The sequence below is a fragment of the Fibrobacter sp. genome, from assembly GCA_012523595.1.
Classification (GTDB): domain Bacteria; phylum Fibrobacterota; class Chitinivibrionia; order Chitinivibrionales; family Chitinispirillaceae; genus JAAYIG01.
Window position 1 is genome coordinate 20,067 of record JAAYIG010000065.1, and the last position, 11,141, is coordinate 31,207.

13 protein-coding genes are annotated in these 11,141 nt (G+C 45.7%); 7 read left to right on the forward strand and 6 right to left on the reverse strand.

The window, feature by feature from the left end; translation table 11 throughout:
• The first annotated feature begins 64 nt into the window (after positions 1–64).
• Entirely contained in the window at positions 65–235 is a 171-nt protein-coding gene (locus GX089_03970) for a hypothetical protein (protein NLP01629.1), read from the forward strand.
• 68 nt (positions 236–303) lie between these two features.
• On the opposite strand, the gene GX089_03975 is transcribed toward GX089_03970, so the two are convergent.
• Complete coding sequence (locus GX089_03975) at positions 304–441, reverse strand: hypothetical protein (GenBank protein NLP01630.1); 138 nt, start codon at positions 439–441, stop codon at positions 304–306.
• 143 nt (positions 442–584) lie between these two features.
• On the opposite strand from GX089_03975, the gene GX089_03980 reads away from it, so the two are divergent.
• Complete coding sequence (locus tag GX089_03980; protein NLP01631.1) at positions 585–2,033, forward strand: aminoacyl-histidine dipeptidase; 1,449 nt, start codon at positions 585–587, stop codon at positions 2,031–2,033.
• Between the two features lie 66 nt (positions 2,034–2,099).
• Here the strand turns inward: GX089_03980 and GX089_03985 are convergent, their stop codons facing one another.
• Both GX089_03985 and GX089_03990 read right to left on the reverse strand, forming a co-directional pair.
• The gene (locus GX089_03985; protein NLP01632.1) at positions 2,100–2,660 is read right to left on the reverse strand and encodes a DUF4416 family protein; all 561 of its coding nucleotides are present in this window, start codon (positions 2,658–2,660) and stop codon (positions 2,100–2,102) included.
• Complete coding sequence (locus tag GX089_03990; GenBank protein NLP01633.1) at positions 2,653–3,477, reverse strand: hypothetical protein; 825 nt, start codon at positions 3,475–3,477, stop codon at positions 2,653–2,655. The genes GX089_03985 and GX089_03990 overlap by 8 nt, the downstream gene beginning before the upstream one ends.
• A gap of 158 nt (positions 3,478–3,635) precedes the next feature.
• On the opposite strand from GX089_03990, the gene GX089_03995 reads away from it, so the two are divergent.
• Both GX089_03995 and GX089_04000 read left to right on the forward strand, forming a co-directional pair.
• On the forward strand, positions 3,636–4,640 hold the full coding sequence (locus GX089_03995; protein NLP01634.1) for a hypothetical protein: 1,005 nt from the start codon (positions 3,636–3,638) through the stop codon (positions 4,638–4,640).
• Positions 4,641–4,646: 6 nt separating this feature from the next.
• Positions 4,647–6,281 (forward strand): hypothetical protein, encoded by a 1,635-nt coding sequence (locus GX089_04000; protein NLP01635.1) that lies wholly within the window; start codon positions 4,647–4,649, stop codon positions 6,279–6,281.
• Positions 6,282–6,620: 339 nt separating this feature from the next.
• Here the strand turns inward: GX089_04000 and GX089_04005 are convergent, their stop codons facing one another.
• Both GX089_04005 and rpiB read right to left on the reverse strand, forming a co-directional pair.
• Complete coding sequence (locus GX089_04005; GenBank protein ID NLP01636.1) at positions 6,621–7,184, reverse strand: dCMP deaminase family protein; 564 nt, start codon at positions 7,182–7,184, stop codon at positions 6,621–6,623.
• Positions 7,117–7,554, reverse strand: a complete 438-nt coding sequence (gene rpiB / locus GX089_04010) for a ribose 5-phosphate isomerase B (protein ID NLP01637.1) — start codon at positions 7,552–7,554, stop codon at positions 7,117–7,119. Before rpiB ends, GX089_04005 begins: the two co-directional genes overlap by 68 nt.
• Positions 7,555–8,058: 504 nt before the next feature.
• Here rpiB and GX089_04015 point away from each other — a divergent pair.
• Genes GX089_04015 through GX089_04025 form a run of 3 tightly spaced genes read left to right on the forward strand, consistent with a single transcriptional unit; the run spans position 8,059 to position 9,386 of the window.
• Positions 8,059–8,601, forward strand: a complete 543-nt coding sequence (locus GX089_04015) for a sigma-70 family RNA polymerase sigma factor (protein ID NLP01638.1) — start codon at positions 8,059–8,061, stop codon at positions 8,599–8,601.
• Positions 8,598–8,891, forward strand: coding sequence for a hypothetical protein (locus GX089_04020; protein NLP01639.1), 294 nt, complete (start codon positions 8,598–8,600; stop codon positions 8,889–8,891). Before GX089_04015 ends, GX089_04020 begins: the two co-directional genes overlap by 4 nt.
• A 24-nt stretch (positions 8,892–8,915) precedes the next feature.
• Positions 8,916–9,386: a periplasmic heavy metal sensor gene (locus GX089_04025; GenBank protein ID NLP01640.1), complete on the forward strand. Its 471-nt coding sequence runs from the start codon at positions 8,916–8,918 to the stop codon at positions 9,384–9,386.
• A gap of 51 nt (positions 9,387–9,437) precedes the next feature.
• Here GX089_04025 and GX089_04030 read toward each other — a convergent pair.
• Positions 9,438–11,141 (reverse strand): fibro-slime domain-containing protein (locus tag GX089_04030; protein ID NLP01641.1); only part of this gene is annotated, 1,704 nt, incomplete at its 5' end.

An 11,141-nucleotide genomic window follows, 5' to 3' on the forward strand; every position in this document is an offset into this window, starting at 1 on the left:
AGAGCATAGTGGTGGAGAGGTATATATGGAAATGATAGCAGATGCGTTACGTGAGAAAGAATGATTGAAAAGAGAGAAGGTTGAAGGAGAATTGCGAAGGAAACTTGAGGAGAAAGAAATTGAGCTTAGGCAAAAGATACTGCAATTGAGAAAAAGAATGCTGAAATCAGGCAAAAAGATACCAAATTTGAACAGGAAGAAAAACTGGTACATCAAATTGTCAGGGGGATGGTAAAAAAGGGGATAAGTCTTCAATCAATTCAGGAGATTACTGGATTCAGCAAAGAGAAAATCGAGGAAATCTTAAAGTATGTCTGACTTTACAAAAGAAAAGTTGCGTATCTCTTCAAAGGCGTGTCTTGCCGGAATGAGGCTGATCATGATCAGATTAGGGCTCGTGTTTACCTGATGTGTCATATTCAGGCCTTCAGCCTGGATCATTGAAAATTCCTTTTTCCAGAGCTTGAGAGTCCTGCAGGTATGGTGGTAACGATCGATCGACTTAAAGCGATTTTTGAACCTCTTCCCCGCATACCCTGATCAGAAACTATTTATATTAAACTCACACCAACAGGAGAAAAGCCATGACTGGTATATCATCTCTTAAACCTGAGCTGCTCTGGAAGCACTTTGCAGCGCTGTGCAGAATCCCGCGTCCATCAAAACATGAGAAGGCTGCAGCCAGATATGTTCAGGAATTTGCCGGGAGTCTGGGGCTGGAGGTAAAAACCGATAATGCGGGGAATGTGCTTGTCAGAAAACCTGCATCTGCAGGAAAGGAAAACAGGCCAATTATTGTACTCCAGAGCCATCTCGATATGGTTCCTCAGAAAAACGCCGGGGTTGAGCATGACTTCTTGAAAGACCCCATCAAACCATTCTTTGACGGAGAATGGGTGAGGGCAGAGAATACCTCACTTGGAGCGGACAATGGAATAGGTGCTGCCCTGATGATGGCTGTGCTTGAGGACAGTTCCATCAAACACGGTCCTCTCGAGGCTCTATTTACAATTGATGAGGAAACCGGGATGACCGGGGCGATGGAGCTATCGTCTGATTTTATCGCCGGGCGTAAACTGATCAACCTTGACACAGAAGATGAGGGTGTTCTCTGTATTGGATGCGCCGGAGGTATCGACTGCAATGCCGAGATGGTTAATCCGGTTGAAAAGGTATCAGACAGAAGAACCGCTTTCAGGCTTGCATTGACAGGACTCCAGGGAGGTCATTCCGGAATCGATATCAATCTTGGAAGGGGAAACGCAATTAAGCTTCTCAACCGCATACTTTTCAATGCTATTGAGAAAACTGACATGCGGTTATGTTGCTTTCACGGAGGTTCTGTGCGCAACGCAATACCCAGAGAGGCATTTGCGACCGTTGTGGTGCCTGATGAATACAAAGATGAATTCAGGGAGTTCATCTCTATACAGGAGAGTATCCTGAGGCAGGAGTATCAGATCGCAGATCCGGGATTAACAGTAAGTGTTGAAGAAACAGAGATTCCGGAAAAGGTGCTTACAAAGCCGGGGCAGAGTAATCTGATCAGTGCAATCTATGCCTGCCCAAATGGTGTGATCAGGATGAGTGACAGGGTGAAGGGTGTTGTGGAGACATCGAATAATCTTGCTGTGCTCAGGTGTGAAAACGGGAGATCGGCTTTACAATGTCTTCTGCGCAGTTCGATTGAGAGCGCGAGGGAAGATCTGGCTAATGCGGTGCTGAGTGCCCTGACACTTGCAGAGGCTCATGTTGAATTTGCTGGAGCTTATCCTGCCTGGCAGCCCGATCCCTCATCTGAGCTGTTAAGAAGTATGCAGACTGTTCATGAAAGATCATTCGGACGTAAAGCGGAAGAGGATGTGGTGCATGCGGGTCTGGAATGCGGGATCATAGGTTCGAAGTATCCCGGGATAGATATGGTTTCGTGCGGCCCCACAATCCTTCATCCGCATTCTCCCGAGGAGCGTGTGCATGTGGGTTCTGTGGAGAGATTCTGGGATTTTATGAAAGGGGTGCTGGAGAGTATGTAGGTTTAAGGAATAATCTCACACAGAGAATAATGCCCCCTGATTCCATAAAGGGGGTTTTAAGATTCTCTAATCTTTCAAATCAAGATTCAGGCTCCTTCCTCTCCACTCCTTCATCTGTTTCATATAGATTGTCCTTATCTGCAGCAGTTCCTTGTCATACCGCCCATCCCTGAAATCCGGGAAAGACCACTCAAAAGGCTGGTATCGTCCTGACTTGTACCGTCCTGCCAGATCGGCGTAGATTCCTTTGTCAAGGTAAACTTTCTGCCCCGCCTCCTTTGCAGATGCCAGAACAACTTTGTTGTGGTCAAGGTAACCGGCATCGAGATTAACTACCCGGTTTCCATCAACCGAGAGATCTTTTTCTATTTTGTTACACCCAAGTTTCATCTCGACCATCAGGGTCGGTTCGTAAAGCTTCTCGAAGGAGAATATTTTTCTGAAAAGTGGTGATCCCATCTCAGGGGCGTAGTAATCTGTAACATCGAAGAGATGATCCTCTCCCTGAAAGTCAAAAGGCCCCCAGCTCTCGTTTGCTTTTAAAAGCGCTGGAGACAGGTTTTCTCTGCTGGAAAAAAGGACGGCAATAAAATGCTTTACAGGGAAAGGCGGTTTTGTTTCAGCCATGTCTTATCACTCCGAATGCTTTTCTGACGATTTCCTTGTCTATTCCCATCGAGTCAACTATAAATTGCATCTGATCTTCCGGTGAGATTTCTCTTCTTTCAGTACGGTTTTCTGACCTGATAGAGAGTTTTTTCCCCTGGAGATACTGGTGGTTTCCGGCGGATGTGCGAGTGATCACAGGATAAGTCATCATCTCCCATGAGAAGGACTGTTCCCATGCCCGCTCAAACTCTACCGCATCGATGGGTTTAATTCTGTAGGTTAATCTGAGCCTGCGGTTTCCCTTGACTGAGGTGTAAAGCTCGACCTTCTGGCCGCCTTCAAGGGGGATCAGTTCAATAGTGTTGAACCCGTTGTTTACGCATACCGGTTCCAGTGATGGCAGCTTGATTGGAAAACACATCAGGTAGCCTGGATCAAGTAGAAAGAGCCCGTCATCGCCTGTGACTATCAGGCCGCAGTGGGTATCGACTCCGTAATGGCGGTCGGCCAGAACAGGATGAGACTCAATATTAAAGGCATTAAGTACAGCGATGAGAGCTGCGGTAAGTGAGAAGCAGGTTCCTCCTGTGCCCCATTTAAGATAATCACTCAGCAGCTCATCGGGGTAGCGCATACAGGACTGCGGGCTGATAAAGGAATTTGACTTGATAATCTTTGTCAGGTTTTCATAAGGAATAGCAGAAAAGGCCCTTGCTATGCCCTCAATAAGAGTTTGTCTGTCCTGAGAGGGGATAATACCGGAGCGGTTGAGGAATTTTTTAAGCAGTTGCTGGTCTTTAAGAGTAAGCCAGGGGGCTTGTTGAAGTTTTTCCATATCAGATAGTTTTTCTTTCTATTCTGAAAATAGTTCCTGCATGGCACTGTCAGTTCTCTGACGGTTATGAAAATTACGGTTGATGTAAATAGTGATTGCAAATTTCTCAATTCCCTAATATTTTCATAAGCATCTTACAGGTATTAGGAACTTAAATAATGAGAAAAAATCTGCTGTTTTTTTTTGTTCTGCTGTCAGGAATTTCTTTTTCTGCCTTTTCTGAGTCCATAAAAGATTCCGCTTTGACTCTTCTGGTCAGGCAGGACTATGCTGGCGCAAAGACATGCATAGAGAAATATCTGCTTAAAAACCCGGATGACAACACTGCTCTGTACTTTAAATTAGCCATAGAACAGACCCGGATTCTGGATTACGAGTCTTACCTGATTGATGGCGAGAGATTTATAGTGTTGGTTGACAGCATAAAGAACGTTCTCGAGAGCCGTCTTAAAAAGCTTCGCGGGGCAGATTCATTGGAATGCCTGTTTTTCATAGCTAATGCTTATGGAGGGATAAGTATAATACAGGCAAAGGCGGGAAACTGGTTTGATGCAATGAAAAATGCCATAAATTCCACTGGTATGCTTAAACAGGTGAGAAAACTCGATCCGGAATTCTATGCAGCTTATCTTGGAATAGGGGTCTTCAATTATTATCTTCGGAACAGCCTGAAATGGCTTCCTTTTGTGGATGACAAGGGTGAGGGAGGGATAAGGGCCATAGAGAATGCGATGAAGGCTGATTTTCCCTACAATTATGCGGCAAAAAACTCTTTGTGCTGGATTCTTATTGAGAAAGATAGATTCAGGAGTGCAGATTCTCTGGCCGGCTCTGTCCTGAAGGAGATTCCTGATAACACGATTTTCCTCAGGATAAGAACCTTCATTGCTCTTTGGACAGGTAAAAACAAAGAGGCACTTGAGCTGGCCAAGCGCCTTATCATTCTTTCAGAAAAGCGCAATCCCATGAACTGGTCTGATCTGATCGCCGGGTATACTGTGTTAGTAAACAGCTACAGCAACCTCAAGATGGAGAAGGAGTCATTCGATTCTGCCGAAGAGATACTGAACCGTCAGATTCCGCGCGAATATCTTCAGATTCCACACATCAAGAAAAACATCAGGTATATTAATGATATGAAGCAAAAAGTATTAAAAAAGTGATCTCCTATGCGTAAATGGTCACTTCTCCTGCTCATTCTTTTTTTTTCGGGTGTCTCAGCCCAGTATGCTCCAGGTCTTCTGATCGATCCTGATCTTGACCGTTTTATCTACCGGTTATCGTCCCGTACAGGCCTCAAGGTACCGGAGGCGATCTTTGACCAGCCTGTAAATGCCGATGTGGTACTGGAATTTCTCGATGAAGCGGAGAGGAAAGGTTCGGGTGTACTCTCCGATCAGGAACTGTACTATATAAAGGAAATAAGGAGATATCTCTCACCTCGGGAGGGGCTCCTGAAGTGGTATAAAGAGGAACCTGAGCGTAATACTGATATTCATCTGAAGCTCAACCTTCGTTTACTGGGTGATATCAAGCCATCACTTTCCTCCAATTACTCGATCAATATAAAAGGAATAGCCAATCCTTTACTTACCGGAAATCTTGGGAAGCTTTCATTTTATTCCGGTATCGATATATGGACTGAGTACGATTCAGACACATTTTTCAAGCGTCATACATACCAGCCCTATGAGGGTATCCCGTACAATCTTTACGGAAGGGTAGATGACAGCAGCCATGTAAGGGCATCAGATATTCTTCGTGGCGGTATAAGGTATAATGCGGGCAGAGTCCAGTTGGAGACCGCGATAGATTACCTCAAGGTAGGTCCTGCTCTTTACTATCCGCTGACATTATCCGGATATGCTCCGCCGATTACTTATTTGAAAGGAACGCTTGATTTTCACCTGGTTCAGTACAGTCATACCGCAGGGATGCTGCGGTTTCAGAAAGACAAGCCTAAATACATTTACACCCACAGGTTGAATGCCTGTTTCTGGAATTCCAGATTGAATTTTGGTTTAAACGAAGTGATCATAAACGGCAGCAGCACTTCGGAACCTGTCAACGATTCCGATGCCGTGCGCCGGGAGTACTCAGGAGTAGAACGGGGATGGGAATGGGTTTACCTGATCCCGTTTGTTCCATTCAAGTTCGCAGAGCATTATGCCGGGGACCGGGACAATGCCGCGCTTTCCCTGGATGTAAATCTTCTCTGGCCTGCTGACTTCCGCTGGTATGCAGAGTTCTTTCTCGATGATATGCTTGCACCCTGGAAAATCTTCAGCAGCGATTTCGGTAACAAGTGGGCCCTTACAGTCGGCGGACAATATTTCGGAACTCTCTTCGGACGTGATATGGAAATAAACATGGAGTATTCCCATGTTGAACCATGGGTTTACACCCATTTCTTCGGTGCCAGCCATCGGTACTCCCATTTTGACAAGTGCCTTGGTTCTCCTCTGGGACCAAATTCACAGGCAATAGTACTGGCTGTGCACTCACAGGTTAACAGGCTTAATAAGCTGGGGATCGGGATGAATTCGATTGGTGTGAACCGCTCTGTGAGGGGCGGGAAAATCTCGGATGTGTTCCAGTTTGAGGAACCACTTGACAGCCTGCGCTTTCATGACAGTGAGGAGAAGAGATTTCTGGGCAGCGGGACTGAGTGGTCTTTGACTCCGGTGCTTTACTGGAGTTTTAATCCGTGGGGAAGATTCAGGATTGACGCGAGTTATAAGGTTGAACTTCTGGACGACCGCTACAGTTCTGTTTTGTCGCTTTGGGGTGGGTTGGTGTTCTGAAGGTGACCGGAGCCCTGAAGGGGCGGGTTAAAAAAAGATTTCTCCTCGAAAAGCCTCGTCTGAATATATCTCTCCACAGGGCGTCATGCCTGTGAAAACAGACATCCAGGGATTATGGAATGTTAAGACTGGATTCCCTTCTTTCGCGAAAACGACGTGGAGGAGAGAGTGTCGCTTGCAATGAAATGACAACTATACTATTGCTAAATACAAAAGGATTATCACCTCAGAGGCAATCTGGTGATTTAACGAATCAAATCACGATTCATTTCAGGGGAGATTCGATACCGATATCGATACCGAAGATGTGAAATGAAAGTTTATAGAACTTACAGGAAACTACTGAGATTCACAATTGACCTTGATAAGCTCAATTCCGGCCTGTGGCGCGACAGTTAGAATCTTCTCATCACGGTAGAATTCCAGGTAAAAGATCCGTTTGATCCCGCTGTTTGCAATTAGTTTAAAACAGTTCCAGCACGGGGATGCTGTAACATAGATATCAGCACCGTTTATCGATGTTCCGTTTCTGGCAGCCTGTATGATAGCATTTGCCTCAGCATGCACTGTAGCCACACAGTGGTCATTCTCCATCATGTGCCCCACATCATCACAGTGCGGCATCCCTCTGATACTCCCATTGTAGCCGGTGGAGAGAATCGTCTTTTCCCTGACAATTACTGCGCCTACATGCTTGCGGCTGCAGGTTGAACGGGTAGAGGCCTGAACAGCAATATTCATGAAATACTCATCCCATGAAACCCGCTTTCTTGCCTGACTGACTGTTGCTTCCTGCTGCAGTTCTTTTATAACCACTGTGTTATCCTCCTGAAAGCTATTGATCGATCTGGTCGATTCTATTCTGATGCCGTCCGCCTTCGAAACTTCCCCCCAGCCAGGCATCGATGATCTGTGAAACAGTCTCCCGTGGTGTGGTACGTCCGCCTAATACCAGAACATTGGAATCATTGTGCGCCCTGGACATCCGGGCCATATCCGGTGAGGTGCAGAGTGCAGCCCTTACGCCTTTGACACGGTTTGCGGCTATTGAGGCTCCGATCCCGGTACCGCAAAGGAGAATTCCTTTGTTGTATCGCTTTTCTGATACTGCCTTTGCCACCCTGAATGCAAACTCCGGGTAATCATCCGACGGATCCAGGCTCACCGCTCCTGCATCCTCAAACAGTACCCCTTTTTGAGTCAGAACCTCTTTTATATACTCTTTCATCTCAAAACCTGCATGATCGCTTCCGATCACAATTTTTTCGCTCATAACCGCTCCATCGATCTGGTGTCACAAATGGGAAGAGAATCAGAAAATATAAAAACGGACAGTAATCCGGAAAATCTTTTAAGCATGTACAGAGAAATGATCGTACAGAGATTTCCTGTGAAATTAGGAATACGATTGAGATGGGAGTGTATGATGATGTTTTATGGTGAATAATCGAGTGATGCTGGATTCATAGTTTTTTCTTGATCGGGGTCGGAATCGGGATATTTTATAATATGGAATTTTGTGTCGAGATGATTTTTTTCCTCAAAGTTGAATTTTTAAATTTAAACTAATTAGGTCCCGAATTCATCCCTGAGGTGTTCCCCTGGACTCATACTGAAATGCGGGAATCAGAATCCGATCCCGATTTGGCCCCGATCGAGAAAACAAACTGTGCACCCTAACCGCACATTATATTCCGGAAAAAAAATTACCCGGAAGTGTTGTGTAAAAAATTGTAACATTTATTACTGAGGCCATGTCTAATCTGATGAGAACAATATGGAAGAACTTGACAAGATTACAATACATAGAGCAGTAAAGGGTGAAAAGGCCGCTTTCAAGGCTCTATACGATTTTTATTCACCTTTTGTTTGGCGGGTTGTGATGCGGATGACAGGTGACCGGAATATCGCTGCAGAACTGCTTCAGGAGACATTTATCAATGTCCACAGATCTCTGGGGAAGTTCAAGTGTGAATCAGCAGTTTCCACCTGGATCTATCGAATCGCCTATAATGCTGTCCTGAATTTTGCCAATAAGCAAACCCGCTTCAGGTCTCATCAGCTCTATGATGACAACAAATTTGTCCGGAATGAGACCGGAGGTTATGAAATGAAGGATCTGGTGGAAAAAGTACTTTCTCAATTATCCGTTGAGGAAAGATTTCTGCTGGTTGCAAGGGAAATAGATGGATTAACCTTCGAGGAGATCGAATCTGTAACTGGATCATCCGCAGGTGCCCTGAGAACAAGACTTCATCGTTTGAAGGAGAATATCAGGAATAGATTCCGTGATGAGTCCGGAATCAGGGAGGCTATATGAATGAAAATCGTTTTTATGAAGAGCTTTCAAGAGTGCCGGAGATGCCCTCAGATATTTATGAAAAGGTCATGAGTAGTGTTTCCAGGCGTTCCTCGGCAAGAAATGCTCTCCTGGCACTTGCAGCCTCATTGGTTCTGGCTGTGGGGTACTTTAATATTACCAAAGATAAACCGGAAAATGTCGTTATACAGCCGGTAATTGCTGATGAGCTACAGGGCATCAGTGATTATTTAAACGGTGATGATCTTGAGCAGGAGTTTGATACTTATGCTCTTATCAGCGGATTTTAATGTATCAAAGAAAGGAGCATTAAAATGAAAACTTTGATTTCTTCCCTGTGTCTGCTGTCAATCGTCTTTTCAACAGCTTTCTCTCAGCCCGGGAATCCTTCTCACCGGAAAGAGGGCCCTCAATACAATTGGGCAGATCTGGGGCTTACCGAGGATCAGAAAGCAAAGCTCAAGGAGATTCACGAAGAGATGGCTGATGCTCGCAAGGAGAACTTTGAAGCGGTAAAAGCTCTCCGCGTGAAAATCAAAGAGGAACTGCTTAAGAATGATCCAGCAAAAAGTATGCTGGATTCTTATGCTGATGAACTTGGAAAACTCCACAAGGAGATGTCAAGAGCCCGCAATGAACATCTGTTAAAAGTGAAAAAGATTCTTACAGCAGAACAATTTTCAAAGGTGGTCAACAAAGAGTGGCTTAGTAAGAAAGGCAAGATGGGCCACAAGGGGAAATGGAAGAAAAGTTCAGCTAATTGCGGGATGCAGAAGGAGTTATAATTCCAGGAAATCAACAGGAACCGCTTTTGCAGCGGTTCCTTCCTGGCAAGTCTATTTCGCCTCTCTTGTCACAGCAACTTTCATCGTCTTGAAAAAAGGTCTGCCGTCAGTCTGTTTCCCCTTGATATCAAAGAGATAGGTGCCACCGCCCACAGTTCTGCCCTTATCATTGGTGCCGTTCCAGACAATACCGAAAGTACGTGATGTCTGTGCCCGTACCACCCTGAGGTCTTTGCGTCCTGAACGTGATGTGGCTACAAGGTTCCCGACAGCATCATAAACATTTACGTGCGCATAAGAGGCCTGCGGGTTGGAGGCTTCTCCCGGATTTACAGGCTTAAGGGGTCTGGGCGTTTCTATACCGATGAGTATCCCGAAAGGTTTGTCGGCAAAAGGCTGAAGGACATTCTGGTAGAATTCGTATACTTTGCTGTTGCCGGTGCCCAGGCCGGGAAGTTTACTTACGCCGGGGGTAAAAGGGTTAGGCCAGGCAACGGTGGCTGAATTACCCAAACTTCCCACTGTGATAGTGTCTGGAATCAGACCCTGTTCGTAAGCGATAAGAATTGTCTCCTCGCCGATTCCTGTCTGCTGTTTTACCACAAAGGTGCTGCTGCCATGATAGGATGTAACGTCTGCCACCAAGTTATTGTCACTTCGCCAGCTTGTATTTGGGGCGGCATAGCGGATGAAATTGCCGAACTCGTCTCTTACAACCGCGAAAACCCTGACTCTGTTCTCATTATTCCCGAAAATCAACTCGTCGAAATCATCATCAGAATTGTAACTGGTTATCACAGAATCCGGCTGAATGTCAAGATGGTGCTCATCACCAGCTTTAACCGTGATAGAGAGTCTGGCTTCTGAGGGAGGACGGGACAAGTCTGTTGGATCAGCAAATGAAGCCTGGAGAGTTATTACTCCTGCAATAGTGGGCCTTATGGATGTACTCACACCTGCATCGGGTGAGGGTACAACTCCTGAGTTTATTTCCACAACTCTCCATTTGATATACTGATCATATCCGCTCATCCATGTACCCGCGGTGTCGAACAGATGACCATAAACTGTGTAGATATTTCCTGCTTTTACTTCGTCTGTTCCGCTGAGCGGGACAAGAGAGCTCGGGTCGCCTGGCTGGCTGTAGAGCTTCAGTGTGAATGGAGGCGGATAGGAGCCTGCTTTTACATACAGTGTCACTGTGCTGATAGATTCTCTGGACGGGTTGTCAGGATCTTTGAACCGGGCTGTAAGTATGTAGGTTCCAGGTCTTGTTGGGGTGAAAATAGTACTGACTCCCTTATCTGTATTCAGGATACCACCGGAGGTAATTTCCCATGTGATCTGATCATCGTATTCAGGACGCCAGGTTCCTGTACTGTCAAAGACATGCCCGTAGAGAGTGTATGGCTGACCGATGCTTACTGAATCATAGGAGCCTATCGGTTTATTCGATCCTGCATCAGGTGTCCCGGGTTGTTTGTAAAGGCGGAGATTAGAGGGTGCGGAAATGATGTTTGTAGTGATCCAGATATGTGATTCAGCAGAGTGTCTTTCTGCGTAAAATACATCGAGAGTGTAAGCGCTCCCGTTTACCAGTCCTGGTATATTGTCCAGATCTATATGCCCGTCAATTGCTTCGTGTATTCCCCCCAGATCCATCTGCAGCGTATTGTTGACAAACACCCACACATCATCATCACCCCTGAAAGTGAAAGTGAGTCCGGGTTGTTTGACAAAGTTACAATGCAGCTC

Coding starts and splice junctions, on each gene's coding strand:
- GX089_03975 (NLP01630.1), bottom strand. CDS start 441: ATGATCCAGGCTGAAGGCCTGAATATGACACATCAGGTAAACACGAGC.
- GX089_03980 (NLP01631.1), top strand. CDS start 585: ATGACTGGTATATCATCTCTTAAACCTGAGCTGCTCTGGAAGCACTTT.
- GX089_03985 (NLP01632.1), bottom strand. CDS start 2,660: ATGGCTGAAACAAAACCGCCTTTCCCTGTAAAGCATTTTATTGCCGTC.
- GX089_03990 (NLP01633.1), bottom strand. CDS start 3,477: ATGGAAAAACTTCAACAAGCCCCCTGGCTTACTCTTAAAGACCAGCAA.
- GX089_03995 (NLP01634.1), top strand. CDS start 3,636: ATGAGAAAAAATCTGCTGTTTTTTTTTGTTCTGCTGTCAGGAATTTCT.
- GX089_04000 (NLP01635.1), top strand. CDS start 4,647: ATGCGTAAATGGTCACTTCTCCTGCTCATTCTTTTTTTTTCGGGTGTC.
- GX089_04005 (NLP01636.1), bottom strand. CDS start 7,184: ATGCCTGGCTGGGGGGAAGTTTCGAAGGCGGACGGCATCAGAATAGAA.
- rpiB (NLP01637.1), bottom strand. CDS start 7,554: ATGAGCGAAAAAATTGTGATCGGAAGCGATCATGCAGGTTTTGAGATG.
- GX089_04015 (NLP01638.1), top strand. CDS start 8,059: ATGGAAGAACTTGACAAGATTACAATACATAGAGCAGTAAAGGGTGAA.
- GX089_04020 (NLP01639.1), top strand. CDS start 8,598: ATGAATGAAAATCGTTTTTATGAAGAGCTTTCAAGAGTGCCGGAGATG.
- GX089_04025 (NLP01640.1), top strand. CDS start 8,916: ATGAAAACTTTGATTTCTTCCCTGTGTCTGCTGTCAATCGTCTTTTCA.